24 protein-coding genes are annotated in these 22,713 nt (G+C 74.4%); 7 read left to right on the forward strand and 17 right to left on the reverse strand.

Translation table 11 applies throughout. From position 1 onward, the window contains the following. Positions 1 to 5: 5 nt before the first annotated feature. The 4 genes from ACWIX7_RS26235 to ACWIX7_RS26250 all read left to right on the forward strand — a co-directional run bounded on the left by ACWIX7_RS26235 (position 6) and on the right by ACWIX7_RS26250 (position 4,798). Positions 6 to 1,529 (forward strand): amidohydrolase, encoded by a 1,524-nt coding sequence (locus ACWIX7_RS26235; RefSeq protein ID WP_448619330.1) that lies wholly within the window; start codon positions 6 to 8, stop codon positions 1,527 to 1,529. Between the two features lie 297 nt (positions 1,530 to 1,826). Further along, complete coding sequence (gene lnt, locus ACWIX7_RS26240) at positions 1,827 to 3,449, forward strand: apolipoprotein N-acyltransferase (RefSeq protein ID WP_448619331.1); 1,623 nt, start codon at positions 1,827 to 1,829, stop codon at positions 3,447 to 3,449. Beyond that, positions 3,446 to 4,234, forward strand: a complete 789-nt coding sequence (locus ACWIX7_RS26245; protein ID WP_448619332.1) for a polyprenol monophosphomannose synthase — start codon at positions 3,446 to 3,448, stop codon at positions 4,232 to 4,234. The genes lnt and ACWIX7_RS26245 overlap by 4 nt, the downstream gene beginning before the upstream one ends. A 42-nt stretch (positions 4,235 to 4,276) precedes the next feature. Next, positions 4,277 to 4,798, forward strand: a complete 522-nt coding sequence (locus ACWIX7_RS26250; protein WP_448619333.1) for an FxsA family protein — start codon at positions 4,277 to 4,279, stop codon at positions 4,796 to 4,798. 193 nt (positions 4,799 to 4,991) lie between these two features. On the opposite strand, the gene ACWIX7_RS26255 is transcribed toward ACWIX7_RS26250, so the two are convergent. From ACWIX7_RS26255 to ACWIX7_RS26270, 4 genes are all read right to left on the reverse strand, one after another. Beyond that, entirely contained in the window at positions 4,992 to 5,336 is a 345-nt protein-coding gene (locus tag ACWIX7_RS26255) for an RNA polymerase-binding protein RbpA (RefSeq protein WP_089304327.1), read from the reverse strand. Positions 5,337 to 5,532: 196 nt separating this feature from the next. Next, entirely contained in the window at positions 5,533 to 6,153 is a 621-nt protein-coding gene (locus ACWIX7_RS26260; RefSeq protein ID WP_448619334.1) for a thymidine kinase, read from the reverse strand. Positions 6,154 to 6,344: 191 nt separating this feature from the next. Further along, entirely contained in the window at positions 6,345 to 7,697 is a 1,353-nt protein-coding gene (locus ACWIX7_RS26265; RefSeq protein ID WP_448619335.1) for an MFS transporter, read from the reverse strand. A gap of 101 nt (positions 7,698 to 7,798) precedes the next feature. Further along, complete coding sequence (locus ACWIX7_RS26270) at positions 7,799 to 8,575, reverse strand: glycerophosphodiester phosphodiesterase (protein WP_448619336.1); 777 nt, start codon at positions 8,573 to 8,575, stop codon at positions 7,799 to 7,801. Between the two features lie 129 nt (positions 8,576 to 8,704). Between ACWIX7_RS26270 and ACWIX7_RS26275 the strand changes: the two genes are divergently transcribed. Next, positions 8,705 to 9,127, forward strand: a complete 423-nt coding sequence (locus ACWIX7_RS26275) for a hypothetical protein (RefSeq protein ID WP_448619337.1) — start codon at positions 8,705 to 8,707, stop codon at positions 9,125 to 9,127. A gap of 18 nt (positions 9,128 to 9,145) precedes the next feature. Here the strand turns inward: ACWIX7_RS26275 and ACWIX7_RS26280 are convergent, their stop codons facing one another. The 4 genes from ACWIX7_RS26280 to ACWIX7_RS26295 form a co-directional block, all read right to left on the reverse strand. Further along, positions 9,146 to 9,391 (reverse strand): hypothetical protein, encoded by a 246-nt coding sequence (locus tag ACWIX7_RS26280; RefSeq protein WP_448619338.1) that lies wholly within the window; start codon positions 9,389 to 9,391, stop codon positions 9,146 to 9,148. 478 nt (positions 9,392 to 9,869) lie between these two features. Beyond that, the gene (locus ACWIX7_RS26285) at positions 9,870 to 10,067 is read right to left on the reverse strand and encodes a type II toxin-antitoxin system VapC family toxin (RefSeq protein WP_448622194.1); all 198 of its coding nucleotides are present in this window, start codon (positions 10,065 to 10,067) and stop codon (positions 9,870 to 9,872) included. Next, positions 10,036 to 10,245: a type II toxin-antitoxin system VapC family toxin gene (locus ACWIX7_RS26290; RefSeq protein WP_448619339.1), complete on the reverse strand. Its 210-nt coding sequence runs from the start codon at positions 10,243 to 10,245 to the stop codon at positions 10,036 to 10,038. The genes ACWIX7_RS26285 and ACWIX7_RS26290 overlap by 32 nt, the downstream gene beginning before the upstream one ends. After that, a complete protein-coding gene (locus ACWIX7_RS26295; RefSeq protein WP_448619340.1) occupies positions 10,242 to 10,487 on the reverse strand; it encodes a type II toxin-antitoxin system Phd/YefM family antitoxin in 246 nt (81 codons plus the stop codon). The genes ACWIX7_RS26290 and ACWIX7_RS26295 overlap by 4 nt, the downstream gene beginning before the upstream one ends. Positions 10,488 to 10,663: 176 nt before the next feature. Here ACWIX7_RS26295 and ACWIX7_RS26300 point away from each other — a divergent pair, with 176 nt between their 5' ends. Further along, a complete protein-coding gene (locus ACWIX7_RS26300; RefSeq protein WP_448619341.1) occupies positions 10,664 to 11,026 on the forward strand; it encodes a VOC family protein in 363 nt (120 codons plus the stop codon). Positions 11,027 to 11,032: 6 nt separating this feature from the next. On the opposite strand, the gene ACWIX7_RS26305 is transcribed toward ACWIX7_RS26300, so the two are convergent. Both ACWIX7_RS26305 and ACWIX7_RS26310 read right to left on the reverse strand, forming a co-directional pair. Then, the gene (locus tag ACWIX7_RS26305) at positions 11,033 to 11,677 is read right to left on the reverse strand and encodes a LysE family translocator (protein ID WP_448619342.1); all 645 of its coding nucleotides are present in this window, start codon (positions 11,675 to 11,677) and stop codon (positions 11,033 to 11,035) included. A 270-nt stretch (positions 11,678 to 11,947) separates the two neighbouring features. Continuing rightward, on the reverse strand, positions 11,948 to 13,207 hold the full coding sequence (locus tag ACWIX7_RS26310) for a putative glycoside hydrolase (RefSeq protein ID WP_448619343.1): 1,260 nt from the start codon (positions 13,205 to 13,207) through the stop codon (positions 11,948 to 11,950). A gap of 116 nt (positions 13,208 to 13,323) precedes the next feature. On the opposite strand from ACWIX7_RS26310, the gene ACWIX7_RS26315 reads away from it, so the two are divergent. Further along, a complete protein-coding gene (locus tag ACWIX7_RS26315) occupies positions 13,324 to 13,977 on the forward strand; it encodes a serine O-acetyltransferase (RefSeq protein WP_448619344.1) in 654 nt (217 codons plus the stop codon). Here the strand turns inward: ACWIX7_RS26315 and ACWIX7_RS26320 are convergent. Genes ACWIX7_RS26320 through ACWIX7_RS26350 form a run of 7 tightly spaced genes read right to left on the reverse strand, consistent with a single transcriptional unit; the run spans position 13,950 to position 22,568 of the window. Further along, positions 13,950 to 15,050, reverse strand: coding sequence for a glycosyltransferase (locus ACWIX7_RS26320; RefSeq protein ID WP_448619345.1), 1,101 nt, complete (start codon positions 15,048 to 15,050; stop codon positions 13,950 to 13,952). The two genes, ACWIX7_RS26315 and ACWIX7_RS26320, sit on opposite strands and share 28 nt — an antisense overlap. Then, a complete protein-coding gene (locus ACWIX7_RS26325) occupies positions 15,047 to 16,180 on the reverse strand; it encodes a glycosyltransferase family 4 protein (protein WP_448619346.1) in 1,134 nt (377 codons plus the stop codon). The genes ACWIX7_RS26320 and ACWIX7_RS26325 overlap by 4 nt, the downstream gene beginning before the upstream one ends. A gap of 41 nt (positions 16,181 to 16,221) precedes the next feature. Further along, on the reverse strand, positions 16,222 to 17,658 hold the full coding sequence (locus tag ACWIX7_RS26330; RefSeq protein ID WP_448619347.1) for an oligosaccharide flippase family protein: 1,437 nt from the start codon (positions 17,656 to 17,658) through the stop codon (positions 16,222 to 16,224). A 55-nt stretch (positions 17,659 to 17,713) separates the two neighbouring features. After that, positions 17,714 to 18,730 carry a hypothetical protein gene (locus ACWIX7_RS26335; RefSeq protein WP_448619348.1) on the reverse strand — a complete coding sequence of 339 codons (1,017 nt, stop codon included), beginning with the start codon at positions 18,728 to 18,730 and terminating at the stop codon, positions 17,714 to 17,716. Beyond that, positions 18,727 to 19,836 carry a glycosyltransferase gene (locus tag ACWIX7_RS26340; protein WP_448619349.1) on the reverse strand — a complete coding sequence of 370 codons (1,110 nt, stop codon included), beginning with the start codon at positions 19,834 to 19,836 and terminating at the stop codon, positions 18,727 to 18,729. The genes ACWIX7_RS26335 and ACWIX7_RS26340 overlap by 4 nt, the downstream gene beginning before the upstream one ends. After that, positions 19,837 to 21,108, reverse strand: coding sequence for an O-antigen ligase family protein (locus tag ACWIX7_RS26345; RefSeq protein WP_448619350.1), 1,272 nt, complete (start codon positions 21,106 to 21,108; stop codon positions 19,837 to 19,839). Further along, entirely contained in the window at positions 21,105 to 22,568 is a 1,464-nt protein-coding gene (locus tag ACWIX7_RS26350) for a sugar transferase (protein WP_448619351.1), read from the reverse strand. The genes ACWIX7_RS26345 and ACWIX7_RS26350 overlap by 4 nt, the downstream gene beginning before the upstream one ends. Positions 22,569 to 22,713 lie beyond the last annotated feature (145 nt).

Consider the following 22,713-nt stretch of genomic DNA (forward strand, 5'->3'; position numbering starts at 1 on the left):
GGAGCGTGACCGAACGCGTGCTGGTCGCCGGCGTGACGGTCGGCGACCGCGCCGGGCGGGCGGTGCTGGTGCAGGACGGCCGGATCGCCTGGCTGGGGGACGCCGCCGCGGCGCCGTCCGCCGCCCGGGTGGTCGAGGGGGAGGGGGCACTGCTCACCCCGGCCTTCGTCGACGCGCACGTGCACGCCACAGCGACCGGTCTGGCGCTCAGTGGCCTCGACCTCCACTCGAGCCTGAGCCTTGCGGACGCCGTCGCGTCACTCCGCGCACACGCGGAGGCCACTCCGGGCGGCGTCCTGCTCGGCACCGGCTGGGACGAGACCGGCTGGCCGGAGGGGCGCGGGCTCACTCGGGCCGACGTCGACGCCGTCGTCGGCGACCGGCCGGCCTACCTGGCGCGGGTCGACGTGCACTCCGCCACCGTCTCGACCGCGCTGCTGGACCGGATCCCGGGGATCGCCGACCTGCCCGGGTTCTCCGCGGACGGGCAGCTGCGGCTGGACGCCCACCACGCCGCCCGGCAGGTGGCCTACGGGGCGGTGGACGCCGTCCAGCGCGGCGCCGCGCAGCGGGCCACCCGCGCGGCGGCGGCCGCCCTGGGCATCGGCAGCCTGCACGAGATGGCCGGCCCGGAGGTCTCCGGCGCCGACGACCTGGCGGGTCTGCTGGCGATCGCCGCCGCCGAGCCCGGTCCGCGGGTGTTCGGCTACTGGGGTGAGCTGGCCGAGCGCGGCGGCCTGGACGTGGTGCACGAGCTCGGCCTGACCGGCGCCGGGGGCGACCTGTTCTGCGACGGTGCCCTGGGCTCGCACACCGCCGCGCTGAGCCGTTCCTACAGTGACCGACCCGAGACCGCGGGTCACCTGCGCTTCGAGACGGCGTCCCTGGTCGCGCACGTGCGGGCCTGCACCCGCGCCGGCGTGCAGGCGGGGTTCCACGTCATCGGGGACGCCGCGGTCGACCAGGTGCTCGACGCGGTCGGCACGGTCGTCGACGAGCTGGGCGCGGCCGCGGTGCGGGCGTGCCGGCACCGCCTCGAGCACGTCGAGATGGTGTCCCCGGCGGCGGTGGAGCGGCTGCGCGCCTGGGGGATGGTCGCCAGCGTGCAGCCGGCGTTCGACGCGGCCTGGGGCGGGGACGCCGGGATGTACGCCGAGCGGCTCGGGGTGGACCGGGCGCTGGGCACCAACCCGTTCGCCGACCTCGCCGACGCCGGGGTCGCCCTCGCGCTGGGCAGCGACGCCCCGGTCACCCCCCTGGACCCGTGGGGCGGGGTGCACGCGGCGGTCGACCACCACACGCCGGGATCGGGGCTGCGGCCCTTCCGCGCCTTCGACGCGGCCACGCACGGCGGCTGGCAGGCCGTCGGCAGGGAGCACCCGCAGGGGCCGCTGGCCGTCGGGGCACCGGCCGACCTGGCGCTGTGGGCGACGCCGGAGACGCTGTCGGCGGTGCTCGCCGGGCGGAGCCGGCCGGCCTGCCGCCTGCTCCTGGTGGACGGCGCCCCGGTCGGGGACGCGGGCGCGTAGGGCGCGAACGGGTTCCGGTCCGTTGCCCGGCCCGCGGGAGCCGGGGACCGCAGCGGCGCGGTGCTTACAGTGACTGCAGGTCCACACCCGGAGGTGCTGACAGCTGACCGGAGGCGGCGTACGCGGGGTCCGCACGGACGGGGGACCCGGAGCGGGGCATCCGCCGGTCCCCGGCGGGATGGGATGCTGGACCGCGGACCGCCGGCGAGGACGCCGGTGGCCGCCACCCCGTCCGATCGGCTCGGGGCAGGTCAGCGACCGGGGGATCCCGGCCGCACGGGTGCACGGGAGGCACGGGTGCCGTCAGCGACGCCGACCGGCACCCTCGAGCGGTCCGCCGGGTCCTCGGGCCCGAGCTCCGCGGCCGCGTCCCGGCGGCGCTGGGTGGGTGGGCAGGTGGCATGGCGCACGCTGCTGGCGGCCCTCGCCGGCGGACTGCTCCTGCTCGCCTTCCCCGGCTCCTCGCTGCCGCTGCTGGCACCGCTGGGCCCGGCCGCCCTGGCGCTGGCCGTCCACGGGCAGCGCGCCCGCTCCGGCGCCTGGCTGGGCCTGGTCGCCGGCCTGACGTTCTTCGTGCCGCTGCTGTCATGGAGCGGCATCTTCGTCGGCGCGCTGCCGTGGCTGGCCCTCGCCGCCTCGCAGGCCGCCCCCGTCGCCCTGCTCGGCGCGGCGACGGCCGTCACGTCGCGGCTGCCGCTGTGGCCGCTGTGGGCGGCGGCCCTCTGGGTGGGCCAGGAGGCGCTGCGCGGCCGGTTCCCGTTCGGCGGCTTCCCCTGGGGCCGGCTGGGCCTGAGCCAGACCGAGGGCCCGTTCCTGGCGCTCGCCGCCTACGGCGGAGTGCCCCTGGTCGGGTTCGCCGTCGCGCTCACCGGCACGCTGCTGGCCGCCGCCGTCCTGCGGCTGCGCTCCGGAGGACGGCGCGCCGCAGCGCTCACCGCCCTGGGCGCGCTGGCCGTTCCGGCGCTGGGCGGGCTGGCCTGGCTGCCGCTGCCCGGCTCCTCCCTGACCGCCGGCGGGCCGACCCGGACGGTCGCGGTCGTGCAGGGCGACGTCCCGAAGCCGGGCCTGGAGTTCAACGAGCGCCGCCGGGCGGTGCTGGACAACCACGTGGGCCGGACGATCGCCCTGGCCGCGGCGGTCGCGGCCGGCGAGCAGCCGCAGCCCGACCTCGTCGTCTGGCCGGAGAACAGCTCCGACATCGACCCCTACCGCAACGCCGACGCCGCCCGCGAGATCAGCCGCGCCGCGGCCGCGATCGGCGCGCCGGTCCTGGTGGGCGCCGTCGTCAGCGGGCCGGGTGAGTTCATCAGCAACACGGCGATCGTGTGGGACCCGGAGACCGGGCCGGGCGACACCTACGTCAAGCGCCACCCGGTCCCCTTCGCCGAGTACATCCCCTTCCGGGACTTCTTCCGGCTGTTCAGCGACAAGGTCGACCTGGTGCGCCGCGACTTCGCCGCCGGCGACGAGGTCGGCCTGCTCCAGATGGGCGGCGCCCGGATCGCCGACGTCATCTGCTTCGAGGTGGTCTACGACGGCCTGGTGCACGACGCCGTCTCCGCCGGTGCCGGGATGATCGTCGTCCAGACCAACAACGCCACCTTCGGCTACAGCGCCGAGAGCGAGCAGCAGGTCGCGGCCGCCCGGGTCCGGGCGGTCGAGTTCGGCCGGTCGGTCGCCCTGGCCTCCACCAGCGGCATCTCGACGGTCATCGCCCCCGACGGCTCCGTGGCCGCCGCCTCGGGGCTGTTCGAGCCGGCCGTGTTCGTCGAGGAGGTCGCGCAGCGCGACTCCAGCACCCTCGCCGAGCGGCTGGGCGCCGGACCGGAGTGGCTGCTGAGCGCGCTGGGCGCCGGGGCGCTGCTCGCCGTCGCCACGGCCGCGCTGCGCCGCCGGCCGTGGAAGAGGACGGCGTGGTGAGCCCGCGCGTGCTGGTCGTCGTCCCGACCTACGACGAGGTGGACAACATCGAGCCGATCCTGGAGCGGCTGCACGCGGCCCTCCCGGAGGCGCACGCCCTCGTGGTGGACGACGGCTCGCCCGACGGCACCGGCGAGCTGGCCGAGAAGCTGGCCGCGCTCGACCCGCGGGTGCACGTGCTGCGGCGGACCACCAAGTCCGGCCTGGGCCCGGCCTACGTCGCCGGCTTCCGCTGGGGCCGCGCGCGCGGCTACGACGTCCTGGTCGAGATGGACGCCGACGGCTCGCACCACCCCGAGCAGCTGCCCGACCTGCTGGCCGCGCTGGAGGACGCCGACCTGGTGCTGGGTTCGCGGTACGTGCCCGGCGGTCGGGTGGAGGACTGGCCGCTGCACCGGCTGCTGCTCTCGCGCGCGGGCAACCTGTGGACCCGCTGGTCGCTGCGGCTGCCCCTGGCCGACGCCACCGGCGGTTTCCGGGCGGTGCGCGGCGAGCTGGTCGACCGGCTGCCCTTCGACGACGTCGCCAGCCAGGGCTACTGCTTCCAGGTGGACTGGGCGTGGCGGGCGGTCCGCGCCGGCGCCCGGGTGGTCGAGGTGCCGATCACCTTCACCGAGCGCACGTTCGGGCGGAGCAAGATGAGCCGCTCGATCGTTCAAGAGGCGTTGGTACGGGTCACCTGGTGGGGCCTGCAGGACCGGCTGGCCGACCGGCTGCCGGGCCGGGTCCGCCACCCCGTGCCGGGACGTGCCCGCGACGGCGGACGGTCGACCGAGGTCCGGTAGGCGGACCCGGGACCGCCGCCGCGTGCGGGCAGAGGGAGAGCCGTGGGACACCGCGTGCGCGTGCTGGTGGGGCTGTGGGCGCTGGCCGAGGTCGTCGTCCTCGTCCTGGTCGCCTCGTGGATCGGCGTGGGGTGGACGGTGCTGGCCGCTCTGGCCACCACCGCCCTGGGCTGGGTGCTGCTGGCCCGCCAGGGCACCCGGGCGCTGGCCGAGCTGCGGGAGCGAGCCCGCGAGCGGCGGGCCCCCGGACGGGCCCTGGGGGACGCCGGGCTGATCGCCGTCGGCGGGGTGCTCATGGTGCTGCCCGGCTTCTTGGGCGACGCCGTGGGACTGCTGTGCCTGCTGCCGCCGACGCGCTTCCTGGTCCGCGGGCTGCTGGGCCGCACGGTGGCCTCCCGGCTGCCGGTCGGGCTGCGCGGGCCGGTGCGGGTGCGCAGTGCCCGCGCGGAGGGGACCCTCGGCGGTCCGTTCGGTTCGGGTGCGCACGCGTCCGGGTTCGGGCGGCCGCTGGTCATCGAGGGCGAGGTCGTGCGGGACGAGCCGGTGCGCGACGACCGCCCCTGACGCTGCCCCGCTCCAGGCCGGCCCGCCCCTGGGGTTGATCATGGAGTCGTCGCCTGGCCGCACGGCGTGTCCGCGCTCGTCGCCTGCAACGAGCCCATGATCATCTGCCGGGGAGAGCCGCACCGGGCCCCGAGACGCGGAACGGCCCCGGTGGGGGATCCACCGGGGCCGTTGCCCGCGTCGTGCGACGGTGTCAGCTGGCGCGGGTCCGCCGGCCGCGCAGCACCTCGAGGCGCTCGGCCAGGACCTCCTCGAGGTCCTCCACCGAACGGCGCTCCAGGAGCATGTCCCAGTGCGTCCGCGGGGGCTTGACCTTCTTCGGTGCGGGCTCGGTGCCGCCGACCAGCTTGGCGGCCGAGCCGTCGAACTTGCACTCCCAGGTGTCGGGGAGTTCGGCGTCATCCGCGAAGGGCACGGTGAACAGGTGGCCCGACGGGCACCGGTACTCCGCGTACTGCCGCTCGATCGGCGCGGTGTTCCGTTCGGTCTCGTAGCTCACGCTGCCCAGTCGGCTGCCCCGCAGGGAACGCTCGCCCATGGCACACCGTCCTCTCGTGCTGGTGGTGTCGGTCCAGACTCACCGTCGCAGCAGGGGACTACCCACTGGACGGCGGGATCAAGAGGACCAACGACAGAGTTCGCGGAGAGATTCCGCGGAATCGGTCCCGAATCATCGCATGGGGTGGTAATGCGACCTACGGCACCCCCCTTCCGGGGGAGCAGGGGCCGGCGCGTCAGCTCAGCGCGAGCTGCCCCGGGCCGGCCGCCGTCGGGCCCAGCTGACCCAGCACGTGGTGGTGCCGGCAGAGCACCTGGTAGTGCACGTCGGCGTCCCGGGCGTCGGGAGCCGGCTTGGGCGCCGTGTCGGCGACGACGACGGTCTCGCCCTCGCGGACCATCTCCCCGTCCACCACCCGGGCGTTGAGCAGCCCCGGCAGCCCGCACCAGCACAGCACCTCGACCTGGATGCGCTGGACGTCGTCGGCGACCTCGAGCAGCCGCTGGGTGCCCGGGAACAGCCGCGCCCGGAAGTCGGTGGTGAGCCCGAAGGCGTACACGTCCACGTGCGACTCGTCGACGAGCTCGGCGAGCTGGTCGACCTGCTCGGCGGTGAGGAACTGGGCCTCGTCGACGATCAGGTAGTCCACCCGGTGCCCGGCGGCCCAGTGGTCGCGCACCAGCAGCCGCAGGTCGGTGCCGGCCGCCACCTCCAGCGCCTCGCGGCACAGCCCCACCCGGGAGCTGATCTGCGGCTGCGCGGAGCGGTCACCCTGGGTCAGCAGCAGGCCCCGCCGTCCCTGCCGGCTGTGGTTGTGGTCGACCTGCAGGGCCAGCGTGGACTTGCCGCAGTCCATCGGCCCGTGGAAGAAGCGCAGGTGGGCGGGTGCCGGGTGCCGGGTGGCGGCGCCGGTCGCCGGCGGCGGGGACGGCGGACAGCAGCGGTGCGCCGTCCGTGTCGGTCAGGGGTGTCACAGGATCTCCTCGCCGGCGCTCGTCGGTCCTGCGCCACGGGGTGCTCCGCTCATCCGTGACCTCGCCGGCTCGGTCACAGGCGCTCCGGTGGGGTGTTGCCGGCCGCGACGACCGCGCGGCGGATGGGCAGCGCGGCCAGCGCGACGAACCCGGCCACGAAGAAGACGACGAGGCTGACGATGGCCAGCCGGTAGGACCCGGTCAGCTGGTAGGTCAGCCCGAACGCCAGCGGGCCCAGCCAGCTGGTGCCGCGGTCGCTGATCTCGTAGAAGCCGTAGTACTCGGCCTCCTTGCCGGCCGGGATGAGCTGGCTGAACAGCGACCGGGACAGCGCCTGCGTACCGCCCTGCACCAGCCCGATGACGGCGGCGAGGGCGTAGAACTGCCCGACCGCGCCGGCCTGGAGGAAGTAGGCGACCACCAGCACGCCGATCCACGCCACCAGGGCGCCCAGGACGACCCGCTTGGCCCCGTACCGACCGGCCAGCCGGCCCAGGCCCAGCGCGCCGGCGATGGCCACCACCTGCACCATGAGGATCGCGCCGGTCAGCACCGACTGCTCCAGGCCGAGTTCCTCCGTGGCGTAGGTGGCCGACAGCGAGATGACGGTCTGCACGCCGTCGTTGAACAGCAGGTACGCGCCGAGGAACCACAGCGTCAGCGGGAAGGCCCGCATCTCCCGCATCGTCGTCACCAGTTGGCGGAAGCCGCTGCGCGACCGTGCGGACGCCTCGCGCACCGGCCGGTTGCGCAGCCGGGACACCGTGAAGACGGTGAACGCGCCCCACCACAGGCCTGCCGTGGCCAGGCAGATCCGCACCGCCTCGCCGGTGGTCAGCCCCAGGGACGGCGCCCCGAGCACCAGCCCCAGGTGGACGGCGAGCAGCAGCGCACCGCCGACGTAGCCGAACGCCCACCCACGGCTGGAGACGGCGTCCCGCTCGTCGGGGCCGGCCAGGTCCGGCAGCCACGAGTAGTAGACGACGGTCGCCGCGCCGAAGCTGATGTTGGCCACGATGAACAGCAACGCGCCGAGCAGGTAGCGGCCGTCGGCGACGAAGTAGAGGGCTGTGGTGGTCAGCGCGCCCAGCGCGGCGAAGCCGGCCAGCATCTCCCGCTTGCGGCCGGTCCGGTCGGCCACGGCGCCGGTCAGCGGCAGCACCAGGACCTGCAGCAGCACCGACGCCGACAGCACGTAGGAGAACCAGCTGCCCGGCGGGATGGACAGGCCGAGGAAGCCCAGCCGGCCGTCGGGCCCCGCCGCCTCCTCGGCGACCGACGTCAGGTACGGGCCGAGGAAGACCGTGGTGACGCTGGTGTTGAACACCGACATCGCCCAGTCGTAGGAGTACCAGCCGAACCGCTCGCGGCGCAGCGCGCGGTCGGCAGCGGGGCTGGTCGGCCCGGTGGTGGCGGCGGTCGTCACGGCCGCAGGGTGTCAGCCGTGAACGAGGTCGTCCAGCAACTGCTGGTCACGCCGGGATGTCGCCGGGACGACACCGTCGTGGTCGGCCGCCCGGATCCAGCTCACCGCGGGACCCACTGGCCGCGGCGCTCGAGCAGGTCCCGGAGCATCGCCGGGCGGTCGGTCATCACGCCGTCCACCCCGAGGTCGAGGACGGCCGCAGCCTCCTCCTCGGTGTCCACCGTCCAGACGTGCACCTGCAGCCCGCGGGCGTGCGCCGCGGCGATGAAGCGCTCGTCGACCAGCGCCCGGCCACCCAGCTGCAGCGGCACCTGCGCGCAGCCGGCGGGGATGCGCACCAGCCCGGCGGCGCGGGGGGAGTAGGAGGACAGCCGCAGCGCCGCCACCCCGCGCGGGCCGAGCGAGGTGCACACCGAGGGCCCGAACACCCGGCGGGCCGCGGCGACCCGGGCGTCGGAGAACGACCCCAGGCAGATGCGGTCCTCGGCGCGCAGCCGGCGGACGGTCCGGGCCAGCGCGGCGACCACGCCCGGTGCCTTGATGTCGAGGTTGAACCGCACGTCGGGCCAGGCGCCGAGCAGCTCGTCGAGCCGCAGGATCGGCTCCCGCCCCCCGATCCGGGCGGCTGCCAGCTCGCCCCACCCCAACTGGTCGACGCGCCCGGTGCGGTCGGTGACGCGGTCGAGGGTCGGGTCGTGGAAGACGATCGGCACGCCGTCGGCGGTGACCCGGACGTCGGTCTCGAGGTACCGGTACCCCATCGCCACGCAGGCCTCGAAGGCCGGCAGGGAGTTCTCCAGGTGCTCGATCGCCCCACCCCGGTGGGCCATCGCGATGGGGGTGGGTCCGTCGAGGAACGCGTACCGGACCGGGCCCACGCCGACACGCTAACGCCGCTGGTCCACGCACCGGTCGGGGCCTCGTCCGCCCGCCGTGACCGGCCTCCCGCACGCGCGGACCGGGCGTGTCCGCCGTTTGTGTCGGTGGCGGCGTCTACGGTGCGCAGCGTGGCAGAGCGAGACACGATCCGGACGATCGACGAGGAGGCAACGACCGAGACCGGGCTGCCCGGCCCGCGGAGGGGGAGTGGCAGCGAGCGCCGGTGCGGCTGGTGCCGCCGGGTGCTGCCCCAGCAGGGGTCGGTCGGGCGCCCGCGCCAGTACTGCGGTCAGGCGTGCCGGCAGCGGGCCTACGAGCAGCGTTCCGCGACGGCGAGGGCCGGTCTGTCCGGCGACGTCGTGCTGGTGACCCGGGCGGAGCTCGACGGGCTGCAGGACCGGCTGTACCAGCTGCGCTGCGCGATCGAGGACGTGCAGACCCTGCTGGGCGAGCGGCACACCAAGGCCGAACTGGAGCGTTCCCTGCAGGACCTGGTGCGGTCGACCGGCCGGCTCGACAAGCTCTGGGTCTCCGAGCGCGCCGCCGGCTGACCGCACCGGCCCGGCGGGTCAGCCGTCGTCGGCGTCGTCGTTGCTGTTGCCCTGCTCGACGCCGTCGTCCTGGTCGGACAGGTCGGGCACGTTGTCCTGCGACGGGTCCGACTCGTCGTTGGTCTCGACGTTCGGCGGCGTGTTCTCGTCGGTGCTGCCGTCGTTCTGGTCCTGCCCGGCTGCCTGACAGGCGGTCATCGTCGCGCCACCCCCGAACAGCGCCAAGGCGGTCATCAGTGCGGCGATCGGGCGTCGGAGTTGCATGTCTCCGACCCTAGGCAGCCGTCGCGCGGCGCGCCCGTCGAAGAGCGTCCCATCCGTCATTCCGTCACAGTGACGTAAATACCCGTGGGTGAGCGGGCCCGGGGAAGTGGCGACCGAGAGGTCGGCGGAGGGTCGGGATGAGGAGTCGAGGTGGCCAGTGGACCAGCCGACGGCGTACCGGGCGTCGCCGGACGACGGGAAGCCGGCTGCCGGGCTGATGAGCCGTCATGCAGAAGCCCGGCGGGCCAACGGGCGTCGAGCAGATGGGTCGAGCTGTCGCGTCGCGGCGGGCGCCCGTCGTCGTATCGGCGCACCCGTTGACGCGACGTCATGAGCAGCGCACACCACGTGTCCTGGCTTGGCTGAGTGCCGGTCGGACCGGGTGGTGTCCGAGCCCCTCTCGACCGTCTGACCCTGAACGCCGATAATGCACATTATGTCAAGTAGTCCGACGGGGATCCTCCTCCGTCGGACCTGGTCACGACAGGGTCAGGACGTCGTAGTCGGCGAAGCGACGGTCCGCCGTGACCAGGACGAACCGCCGGCGCGCGGCCTGGGCGATGAGCATGCGGTCGAACGGGTCGCTGTGGTGTCTCGGCAGCGCGCCGGCTGCGAGGCCGTCCTCGACGGTGACCGGCAGCGCCTCAAAACCCTCCTGGTCCAGCTGGTGGATCAGTCGATCCGGGGACGGCGAGCTTGCCCACCGCGGCCTTGATCGCCATCTCCCACGCCGTCACCGCTGACACCACCACCGTCGACGTCGGGTCTGCGATCGCCTTCCGCATCGTCGGCGTCAGCCGCGGGTCACCGAAGAGCCACCACAACAAGACGTGGGTGTCCAGCAGCAGGGTCACGAGTCGACGTCACCGTGGAAGGCGGCGATCAGCTCCTCGGGCGTCTCGTCGAAGTCGTCCGCGATCCACCCCTGACCCCGCCAGGCTCCCGGCGTCCGCGGTTCGGTCCGCACGGTGACCGGCACCAGCCGGGCGATCGGCTTGCCGGCTCGGGCGATGACGACGTCCTCCCCCGCCTCGACGGCCTCGAGGAGCCGCGAGAGATGCGTCTTCGCCTCGTGGACGTTGACGGTCGTGGACATGTGTCGAGGGTATGGCCAAGTCTGACTAAGTCGACGGTGAGGGCCGGCCGCTCACCGACGTCCTAGCGGTCTTTTCGCCACGTGACGTTGTGCGGGGCGATGCCCGGGGGCGAGAACCGATCAGTTCGCCGGTGCGGGATGGTCCACCCCTCGACGTCCCGACCGAGAGGAACCCCGTGCCCAGCAGCGTCACCCCGATGATCATCACGCACGACCTCGAGCGCCTGGCCCGCTTCTACACCGGCGTCGCCGGCGCGACGGAGACCAGTCGGACCCCCGACGGGGGACCGACGTTCTACCTCGGCCTGCGCGTCGGCGACTCCGAGCTCGGCATCGTCTCCGACGGATCGATCGAAGGGGCGCCGGCGGGCCGGGTGTTGCTCAGCATCGAGGTGCCCGACGTCGACGCCGCCCTCAGCCGGGTCGAGGCCCACGGCGGACAGGCACCGGCGCCGGCCAACGACATGCCGTGGGGGCAGCGCGTCGCCCACGTACGAGACCCGGACGGCAACGCGGTCAACCTGACCACCACGCGATGACCGGCCTCAGCGGCTGGCGAACGCGACCCGCAGCCCGAGGGCCACGAGCACGGTCCCGCTGACGGTCTCGAGCCGCCGACGGATCCGCGGCCGCCGGAACCACGAGCCCGCGCGGGCGACCCCGGCGGCCAGGGCCAGGTAGAGACCGGTCTCCAGACCGACCTGCAGCAGGCCCAGCAGCGCCGTCGTCGCGAACACCGGCCCGTCCACCGGGACGAACTGCGGGTAGAACGCGAGCATGAGGACGGCGGCCTTCGGGTTGGCCAGTTGCACCAGGAGGCCCTCGCCGAACGCCGTCCACCAGTGGCGGTGGCCCGAGGACGGCCCTGGCTCCCCCACCGTGTCCGGATGCCGTCCCTCGCGCCACGCCGTCCGCCAGGCCTGGATCCCGAGCCCGAGGAGGACGGCCGCGCCCACCACGCGGAGCACCAGGTAGGCCACCTCCGAGGCGGTCACCAGCGCGGCGAAGCCCGCACCCGCCAGGAGAGCCCACACGTAGAGGCCGGCCTCCAGGCCGAGCACCACGGGTACCGCCCCGCCGGTCCCCCGCAGCGCCGCGCGCCGGATGACCAACGCCATCGCGGGGCCCGGGGAGACCGAGATGAGCACCACGGCCAGCACGAAGGCCGGCAGTGACGAGACGAGGTCCACGGCTGGTGATGGTCGCCCGCCTGGTTCGTCGCGTCGACCGGATATCCGGGTTGCGATCGGTGTGTTGTCTAGCTCTTCTCGTAGTTTTAAAAACATGTTGGGGATAACGGACAACGTGTCGATGGGCCGCAGAGCGCCGAGCGCCCCCGCCTCACATCGGCGGGGTGCGCTATCGGTGGGACCACCGAGCGCCGGCCGGTCGGACGGCGCTCGCCGACGCCGGGACCTGCACGTCGCTGCCGGACGCAGCCGGGACGGTGCCCGAGGTGCTCAGCGACCGCACTCCACCCGGAGGACCACGCCGGACGTCGGCTGCAGGGTCACCGACCGCGCGGTCCGGCCACTGCGGTCGACCGTCCCGCGGGGCGGGACCACCGTGACCGTCGCCTGGGTGGGGTTGACCGCCGCCCAGGCCGTCGTGAACCTGCGGGTCCAGGCGCCGGACGGCTCACGCAGCGCATCCGCGGCGGCCGGGCCGGTCGCGACGGCCATCTCCGGCAGCCACTCCGGCTGGGTGTAGTCCCCCGCCGCGGTGGTCGACGGGGTCCAGTACTCGTCGCCGTTGCCGCGCACGAGGACGCTGGCGTAGGCGTACAGCAGGGTCCGGGTGTCCCCCGGGGCCGCACGGGTCACGCTGAGGGTCAGGCCGGGGCCCGCCAGCTGCCCTGTCTGCGTCACCCAGCCGGTCCGGCCCCAGTCCCACAGGAAGCCCGCACCGGGGTCGGTCCCCCAGTGCGCGAAGTTCTCCTCCATGGCCCCGCCGAACGCCGCGTGCGCGTCCCACCGCCCGTCCTGCAGCCGCGCGTCCGAGGTGTTGGGGACCAGGAGCCTGCCCCGTTCCCGCAGGGCCTGCCCGGCCCGCGTGACCAGGCCGTCGAGTCCCTCCTGCAGCCGCGCGTCGGTCTCCGCTGCCGACGCCGTGCCGGCGAGCAGGCCTGCGTCGTACCACCGCAGGGTCGCCAGGTCGTTGTCGGCGAGGACGCCGTCCCAGCCGGCCGAGACGACCTCCGCGACGACGTTGTCGACCCAGCGCTGCTGGTAGGCCGGGTCCCACACCGCCATCTGCCAGTGCCCCGGGTGGGGGTCCCACTCGATCCGCTCCCCGGCGTCGTCGACGGCGAACCAGGACGGATCCGCCTCGCCGTACCCCACACCGGCCGGCGGGAGCGGATCCGTGTGGTAGCTGCGCGTGCTGGCGAGGTCCTTGTACACGAGCACGACCACGGAGGGGTCCTGCTGCTTGATGCGCTCGAGGGCCCACGTCTCCCAGGGGTTGAGGACCACGACCCCGTACCGGGTGGCCGCGGCGTCGATCTCCTGCTCGGTCGGCCGGTCCCCGATGGCGTACCAGAAGCCGCGCCGTCCGGCGGGGTCGTCCGCCGCATCGGAGGGCTGCGGACAGGCCGACGCATTCGGTGCCGGATCGCGGGTGGAGGCGCTCGGAATCGCGACGAGAGCGGCCGAGAGGACCGCACCGACCGATCGCCACAGTCTGCGCGTCCTCGGGGAGGTGATCACACCGGTGGGCATCGACGGGTCGGGCGTCCCGCTCGATCCCCCGTCGGGGTGACCCTGCCCGCGCGCCTGCCCGCGGGCGCTCCCACCCTCGTCTTGCGGCGGTGCGATCCCGATCACATCCTCTGTTCATGGGGTCGGCCCGCGTGTCGTTCTCCGAGTACCGCGACCTGGTTCGATCGGACCTCTACAGGCTGCGCGCACGCTCGGGCCCGGCGGAGTTCCTCCGCCACGTGGTGCTCGGGGGCTCCTCCGGGGCCTTCCAGTACGTCTTCTGGATGCGTACCTGCCGGTTCACCCGCAGCCACCCGCAGCTCCGGTTCGTGCTGGACCCCGTGAGCAGGGTGGTGCTGCGGCACTACACGTACAAGTACGGCATCGACGTCCCGTACACGACGAGCATCGGCAGCGGTTTCTACATCGGCCACTTCGGCGGCATCGTGGTCAACGAGCGCGCCGTCATCGGGCGGAACTGCAACATCTCCCAGCAGGTCACCCTCGGTCAGGCCAACCGGGGCAGGCGCAAGGGGTACCCCGTCGTCGGCGACGACGTCTACCTCGGCCCGGGAGCGAAGGTGGTCGGTGCTGTGCGCATCGGGGACGACGTCGCCATCGGGGCCAACTGCGTGGTGACCGAGGACGTGCCGGACCACGCCGTCGTGGTGGGCGTGCCCGGGCGGGTCATCTCCCTCGACGGCTCCGCGGAGTACGTCGACAACACCGACCACCCGCAGCGGTCCCGTCCCGAGCGCCCCCCTCAGGCCTCGTCGAGCACCTCCTCGTAGACCTCCAGCATCCGGGCCCCGCTGGCGGAGAGCTCGTACTCCCCGACCACGTGGCGACGGGCAGCGGCGCCCTCGCGGTCGGTGGCCGCCCGGTCCCGCAACCGGACCCCGACCGCCTCCGCCAGCGCGGCGGGGTCCTCGGCGGGCACCACCGCGCCGGTCCCGGGCAGCACGATCTCCCGGGCTCCCGCGACGTCGGTGATCACGACGCTGCGGCCGCTGGCTCCCGCCTCGAGTGGGACGAGGGCCATCCCCTCCCAGCGGGACGGGACGACGACGACGTCAGCGGCCGCGTACCAGTCCCGGGGATCGGGGCTGTTGCCGACGAGGACGACGCCCTCCCCGCCGGTGGAGGACAGCCGTTCCTGCCAGGGCCCCTCCCCCACCAGCGCCAGGCACGCGCCCGGAACCGACTCCCGGATCCTCGGCCAGGCCTCGAGCAGCACGTCCTGCCCCTTCTGCTCACTGAGGCGGCCGACGCACACCGCCAGGGGTCCGGCGCCGGAGCCGAGCCTCGCGCGCGCCTCGTCGCGGTCCCCCGGACGGAACCTGTCGGTGTCCACCCCGTTGGGCACCACGCGGGCCCTGTCGTCGAGGGGCACGCCCAGTTCCTCCGCGTGGCGGCACTCGGCCTGGCTCACGCACACCACCCGCTGGGCCCACCTCACCGCCCGGACCTCCCAGGCCAGGGTGGCCCGCCGCAGCAGCCCCTGGACGGCCAGGAAGGACCAGGCGTGCGGTTGGTACACCGTCGGCAGCCGCCCGCGTACCGCCAGACGGCCGGCGAGCCCGGCCTTGGCGCTGTGCAGGTGGACCAACGAGGGGCGCAGGGCCAGCAGGATCCGGCGCAGGCTGGCGGTCTCCCGGACGACGACCGGTCCGGGGCTGCGCTGCGCCGTCCAGGACACGTGCCGCGCCCCGCCCGCCACCGCCTCGGACGCCAGCCACCCGTCGTCCGGACACACGACGGTGACCTCGAACCCGGCTGCCGCCTGGTGGCGGACCAGCCCGGCCACGCAGCGGGCGACGCCCTCGGTCGTGGGCTGGGCGACGTGGACGACGTGGACGGTCACGAGGTCTCCCCCAGGAGGTCGGTGTAGAGGTCCAGGTGTCGGTCCAGGGCCGTGCCCACCGAGAACCTCTCCCTCGCGATGGCCGCCGCCCGCGTGCCCCACTGGGCGGCGTCCCCGACGGTGGTCAGTTCCTCGAGCGCCCGGGCCAGAGCAGCGGCGTCGCCGGGCGGCACGACGATGCCGGCGCCGGCGACCATCTCCGCGACCCCTCCGACGTCGGTCGCGACGACCGGCTTGCCGGCGCCGAGCGCCTCGATGAGGACCAGCGGCTGCTGTTCCATGGCGGACGGCAGCACGAACGCGTCGGCCCCGGCCAACAGGGCAGGCACGTCGCCGCGGAAGCCGAGGAACTCGACCCGCCCGCGCAGCCCGGACCCGGCGGCGAGCGCCTCGAGTCCGGCCCGTTCGGGGCCGTCGCCGGCCACCTGCAGCGTCACGTCCGGCGGGAGGGCGGCGCGGGCCATGGCCTCGAGCAGGACGTGCACGCCCTTGCGGCGCACGAGCAGGCCGACGAACAGCAGCCGCCGCACCGGCCCGCGGAGCACGCCGGCCGGAGGCAGGGGCATGCCGTTGTCAATGTGGACCACGCGGTGGGCGGGGACCCGCAGCCGCTCCCGCAGGAACCGGCCCATCGACGACGCGGGGACGACCGTGCGTGTCACGGCTCGCGCCACGAGGGCGTCGGCCGCCAGGACCGTGCGGGTGTACCGCGAGGGTCCTCCCCCACGCCCGCCCTGGAACCACGACTGGGTCACGTCGTCGGGGACCCCGTGGTAGGTGTGCACGACGACCCCCGGCCGGCCTCCTCGGCGCGACCCCCAGGTGGCGCCGGCACAGACCAGGCCCGAGCGACGGTCCTGCGCGTGGACGACGTCGGGTCGCCAGGCGAACAGCTGACGTCGGGCGCGGCGGATCGCGCCTGCGGCACCCTTGCCCTCGACGAGCACCTCCGTGTGGAGGTGGGCCACCCGGTCGGCGCCCCGGGCCGGCCTCGGGCCGAAGACCCGGACCTCCCAACCGGGCACCCGGCTCGCCGCCAGGGCGAGTTCAACGGTGACGTCCACCGGTCCGCCCCGGTCCTGGGTGAGCAGGTAGGCCAGTCGCCGGGTCCGTGCCGGGCCGCTGTTCATCGTCGGGTTCCCTCCGTCTCGCGATCCACCGGGGGCGCTCCTCACCGCGCCGCGGCCGCACGCAGGTCGCGGACCAGCGGTCGGTCGACGAGCACGAGGACCCCGCAGTACGCCACCAGGACGACGACCCCGGTGACGGCACCGCCGACCAGTGAGCCGGCAGGCGGGAGGAGACCGGCCCGGCCGGCCGCCGTGTGCAGGGCGGCGACAACGGCGGCGGCGAGCAGCGGCGCGAGGACGACACGGCCGAGGCCGGGCCCCAGCAGCCCTGCTCCGCGGAGCATCCCACCGACGACGGCGGCGGCGACCGCGACGGCACCGACCTGGGCCCAGGCCACCCCGATGATCCCGAACCGGACGAGTCCGATCGCGGCGGCGAGGAGGACCACCACGTGGACGACCTGCGCGCGCAGGTACAGCCCGGGGCGTCCGGATGCCCGGAGGGCCTCGTGCCCCATCAGCACGACGCCGAGCAGGACGCCGTAGACGGCGAGCACCCGCAGGACCGGCGCGGACCCCGCCCACCGGGGGTCGATCACGACGATCCGGTCGGCGAGCAGCGCGACGGCGGTGTAGGCCCCGCCGGTCGTCGCCACCAGGACGTGCAGGAAGCGCACCACGGCCGGAGCCATGGCCTGTTCTCCACCGGAGGCCATGAGCCGGGCGTACAGGGGGAAGGCCACACCGCCCAGCACGACGGCGCCCATGACGTAGGGCACGAAGGCGATGCGGAACGCGAAGGAGTACACGCCGGTCGCGGCCTCCCCGAGGGCACGGGAGATCACGACGTAGTCCAGGTTCAGGAGCACCAGGCCGAGCACCGCCCCCGGACCGGTCACCGCCGCCCAGCGCACGGTGCTGCGTGCGTGGGGACCCGACCAGCGCAGCGACACCCGGATCCCCACGGCGAGACCGAGCAGGGGGGCCAGCACGGCGGTCGTCACCAACCCGGCGACCAGCGACCACTCCCCCAGGCCGAGGGCGGCAGCCGCAACCGTCACCGCCGCCCCGGCGAGGGCGCTGCCGGCATCCGGCACGAGGCGCCGCCGGAAGTCCAGGTGGCGGTGCAGGTAGGCCATCTGCACCCCGGCGAAGGCCGTGAACGGCAGGCTGAGGACCGCCACACGGAGGAGGTCGGTCGCGCCCGGCGCCCCGACGGCCTCGGCGATCTGCGGTGCACCGGCGGAGACGACCAGCGCGATGGCGACGCCGGCGCCGACCGACAGCGAGGCCACCGTCCCCGCGAACCGGCGGGGTTCCTCGGACGTCCGGGAGATGACGTCGTACACGCCGGCCGACTGCAGTACCAGGGCGAGGTTCACCAGCGCCACGGTGACGGTGACCGTCCCGAGCTCGCCGGCGGTCAGGAACACCCCCAGGGCGAGGGTCACCACGACCTGGGAGCCCTTGCTGAGCAGGTTGACCAGCCCGAGCCAGAGCGCTCCCCGTGAGGCCGCCCCGGCCAGCCCTCGGTTCACGGGCGGACCCGGCTCGTGCCGCGGTCCCTCGGCGGCTCTGGTCGAGGCAGGACGCTCACCGGGCCACCACCGCGCCGAGCTCGTGACCCGAGTCCACCGCCGCCAGGAGGGCCGCGGTGAGCTCCTCGGTCGTCGTCCGTCGCAGCTGCACGGTGACGATCGCCGGCTCAGGTTGGACGGCTTCCCGGACCCGGTGCCGTGCGTCGGTGGCCGCACGACCGTTGGCCGTTCCCGGCCGCCCGTCCTCCCCGCCGTCCCCGGGAGGGGGTCCGTGGTCCAGCGCACGCCGCGCCAGCCGCTCGTCGATCGCCGCGGCGACGCCGTCGTCCGTACCTGGCCCGGCGGGGAAGGTCCGGACCCGGGTCGCCCCGGGAGCCGCGAGGGCCAGCCGTGAAGCGAGGACGTCCACCCCGCCCTGCCGGCGTCCCAGCGCCACGACCGGCACCGCCGACGAGGCCACCGAGTGCACGACCTGCTCGACGTCGGCGACGGTGAGCAGGCGGGGACGCAGCACCTGGACGGCGGCGACCGCGAGGAGCCCCACGACGACCGCGGCGAGCACGCCGAGGCCTCCCGCGAGCAGCGGGTCGGGGCCCACCTGCGTCGGCTCGGCGCCGACGTCCCCGAGGACGGTGAACGTCCCGACCGGCGCGAGCAGGTTGCTGGAGACGATCTCGTCGACCACCGCCCGGAGGATGGCCGTCGCTGCGTCGGGGCTGTCCCCGGTGACCGTCACGCGGGCCACCCCGGACGCGGGCACGAGCTCGACGGCCACGGACTCGCTCAGCGTGGCCGCGTCCAGTCCCGGCAGTCGGCCGGCCAGCCGGTCCAGCACCGGGGTCGACACCGCGACCTCGGGCAGGGCCGGCATGATCGAGCTCACGACGGCCCCGTACTCGGGGCCCTCCGCGGTCCCGTCGGCGACGGGGGTGGCCACGATGCCGATCCTCGCCTGGTAGAGCGGGTCACGCGTGAGGAGCAGGGCCAGGACGAGCGCCAGGGTGCCCGCGGCCGCGAGGACCGCGGGGACGAGAGCGCGGCGCAGCGCCGCCAGGGCCTGGGAACGCGTCACCGCGCCGCCCCGGGCGCGGGGGCCGCAGCAGGTCCGGCGACCAGGCCGCGGAGGAGCGCGTCATAGCGCCGGGTCATCTGCAGGGGGTCGTGCTTGTCGGCGATCGTCCGACTCGCCGCGTCCGATGCGGCCCCGCGCGCGTCGACGTCGGTGAGCAGTCGCTCGAGGGCGGCGGCGAGCGCATCCGGGGACCCAGGCGGCACCAGGAGCCCACCGCCGTCGCGGAGGATCTCCGTGAGACCGTCGACCTCCGTGGCGACGACCGGCCGCCCGGCCGCCATCGCCTCCAGCACGAAGACGGGCAGGCCCTCCCAGTCCGAGGCCAGTGTCGCGACGTCCGCGGCCGCGAGCAGTCGCGGGACGTCGGTCCGGTTGCCCAGCAGGCGCACCCGGTCACCGAGTGACAGCTCCCGGTGCATGGCCTCGAGAGCGGGGCGGTTGGGGCCGTCCCCGGCGACGAGGAGGACACAGTGTCGCGGCAGGCGTCCCCACGCCCGGAGCAGGACGTCGTGACGCTTCTGGTCGACCAGCCGGGCCGCGCAGAGCGCCACGGGTGCTCCTGGCTCCAGCCCCAGCTCACGCCGGGCCTGCTGCCGGTCGGGGAGGACGGGCGCGGTCACGGCGTTGGGGATGACGACGGGTGACCGTCGCAGGCCCGCACCCTGCAGCCGGCTGGCGATGGCCTCGCTGACCGTCACCACGGCGCGGGGCGCGGTGCTGAGCAGCCGGGCAGCGGCGCGGTAGTCCTCCGCGGCCACCCCGTGGAACACGGTGACGACCGGGATCCGGCTCCGCCGGCTCAGCTGCGCGAGCGTCACCGCCGCCGTCACCCCGACGTTGTGGGCGAGGACGACGTCGGGGCCGGCGTCGACGAGCGCCCGGCGGCTCGCCACGACCGCGCGGACCAGTCCCGCAGGCCTGCGGCGGGACAGCGGGACGCGGTGGACCTCGGCCAGCCCCTGCGCGACGATCTCCTCCTCCCGGGATCCCCCTGCGCTGGCCACGGTGGAACGCCAGCCCACCTCGGGCCCCCGTCGTACGAGCTCGACCACCAAGGACTCCGCGCCGCCCGTGCCCATCTCACCGATGGCGTGCAGGACGTGCATTCACGTGCTCCTCTCCCCGCTGCGGCTGCGCAGGTCGACCGCCGCGGCGATCGACAGCCCCGCCCACAGCGGCATGTAGTACTGCTCGGACAGGAAGACCGAGCTCACGCAGACGGCCAAGAGGCTGCCCTGGACGGCGAGGGCGGCGAGCACAGCGGGGTCACGGACCACCGCCCCGTCGGCCCGGCGCCGCCGGACCGCCTGCTCGCTCGCCCCGAGCGCCGCGACGATCCCCCCGACGAACAGCAGCAGGGCGACGGCCCCCAGCTCCGCCCCGACCTCCAGGTACATCTCGTGGGCCACCGGCGTCCGTTCGGCGAGCTCGGCGAACCCCGAGTACTCCACGTATCCGCTGCGGAAGCCACCCGGCCCCACGCCCAGCAGGGGATTGTCCGCCAGCATGCGCGCCGCGGCCTGCCAGCGCAGCAGCCGCGTGTCGACGTTGGTCGCGGCGATGTACTGCTTCTGGTCCAACGCCTGCTGCACCACGTCCTGCGCCAGCAGCAGGATGGGCACCGCCAGCGCGGCGAGCAGGGCGCCGGCCGCGGCGAGGAACCGGACCGGGACCAGCCCCCTGAGCAACGCCCAGACCAGGACCGCGGTGGTCGCGAGGATGCCGCCGCGGGACAGCGTGGCCAGCGCCCCCACGAGCAGGAGGGCGAGGACCGCCCCCCACGCGACGGCCCCCGAGGGGCGGGCGGCCTTCCGGACGGCCAGCAACACGATGGGGACGGCGGCCGTGATGACGTAGGCGAGGTCGTTGGGGTCCTCCAGCGGACCGGTCGCCCGGGGGGAGCCGAGCAAGGCGAAGCTGACCACCGCACCGAGGGCGCTGGCCGCCGCGCCGGCCACCAGCGCATAGAGGGCCACCCAGACGTCGACGTCGTGGGTGAGCACGTCGACCAGGGCCACGACCAGGAGGAGGAAGGGCAGCCACCGCACCGCGTACCCGAGGGCGTGACCGTTGTCGAGGTTGACCGCGGTCGACGCGAGGACGAGGGGGACCAGGCCGACGGCACACCAGGTCACGGGGTGGGAGGCCCCGACCGGACGGTCGTGGACCATCCGGTTCGCCAACCAGGTCAGCAGGAACAGCGCGGGCGCCACCTTGCCGAGGTTGGCGTCGACGGCCTGCAGGTAGCCCTCGAGTGGAGCGAGAGCCAGGGTGGCGACCAGGGTGACGCCGAGGAGCCCGGCCGACGACTTCCGAGCCCGCGTGGTCCGCCCGGCACGCTCCGAGGTCCCCGGAGCGGCGGGTGCGTGCGCCGTCAACCTCCCTGCCGTCGCAGCACCTGGCCCACGGTCCTGACGATGATCTTCATGTCCAGCCAGGGCGACCAGTTCTCGATGTAGTAGTTGTCGAAGCGGGCCCGATCCTCGATCGATGTGTCTCCGCGCAGCCCGTGCGCCTGTGCCCAGCCGGTCAGGCCGGCCGGCACCCGGTGGCGGGCGGTGTAGCGGGGGATGTGCGTGGAGAACTGCTGCACGAAGTGCGGACGCTCCGGGCGGGGGCCGACCAGGCTCATGTCCCCCCGGACGATGTTCCACAGCTGCGGCAGCTCGTCCAGCGACGTCGCGCGGATGAACTTCCCGACAGGCCCGAGCCGGTCGTCGTGCTTGATGTTCCAGTTGGTCTGCGACTCGCTCTCGTCGACCGGCTTGAGCGACCGGAACTTCAGCACGTCGAACGGCCGCCCGTCGATCCCGACCCGCTGCTGCCGGAAGATGATGCCGGGACCGCCCTCGTACCGGACCGCGAGAGCCACCGCCGCCATGACGGGTGCGAGGACCACCAGGGCCAGACCGGCGACCACGGCGTCGACCAGTCGCTTGGCCTTCCACCAGGGACTGCGGAAGACGGCCCGGCGCACGCGGATCAGGGGTATCCCCCAGATCTCGTCGGTGTAGCGGTTGGCGTTGTGCAACTCGAACAGCCGCGGCACGAGGAAGACCTCGACGTCCAGCCGGTCGCAGGTCCGGAGGACGTCGACGAGTTCGTCCTCGTCAGCCGACCCGAACGCCACGATCACGTCCCGGACGGCCCGTTCACGGATGATCCGTCCCAGCTCCTCGTACCCGCCGAGCACAGGCGCGGGCAGCAGCGCCGGGTCGTCCGTCGGAGCAGCGGAGTCGACGAACCCCACGGGGTCGAGTCCGTAGTCCCGCCGCTCCCGCAGCGTGTCCGCGAGCCGTGTCCCGACCTGCCCGGCCCCGAGGATGAGGGTCCGGTGACGGACCTTCCCGCGGCACCGTGCCCTGCGGACGACGGTGTAGGCGATGCGCCGGACCACCAGGACGACGCCCAGGAGAGCCACCGCGTGGACGACCTGCTGGCCGGGCGGGTCGACGTGGGGGAACAGGGAGATGAGCGCCAGTTTGATCGCGAAGCCGACGACGGACGCGGCCAGGATGTACGGCAGGTCGTCCAGGAGCGAGAGGTTCAGCCGTGACCGGTAGAGCCCGGCCACGTAGAAGACGATCAGGTACACCAGCAGCACGACGACGTGGACCGGGGACGTCGGTGAGGTGATCACGGTGGCGATGACGAAGGCCACGATGTCGGCCAGCAGCAGGTAGGGACGGACGCCGCCGCGCAGCCACCACGGTTCCGGGTTCCGCCACGGGGCCTCACGCGTCAGCGTGGTGACGGCCCGGGTCGGTGGAGGCAGCGTCGGCGGGGTGTGGTCCTGGGCGGCCCCTGCAGTGGCGGCCGCCGGGAGGTCAGTACCCACCGGCCTGTGAGCGTGCTCGGTCATCACTGTCCTCCTGCCACCGGGCCGCAAGAAGCTAACCGAGGACTCGGCGGTCCGCTCTTCGAGTTCGGGCCTGACTGGCGGCCTTGCGATCCTGTCTTCAATGTCAGTTGGGGATAACGGT

The sequence above is a fragment of the Geodermatophilus sp. URMC 65 genome (genome assembly GCF_053502545.1).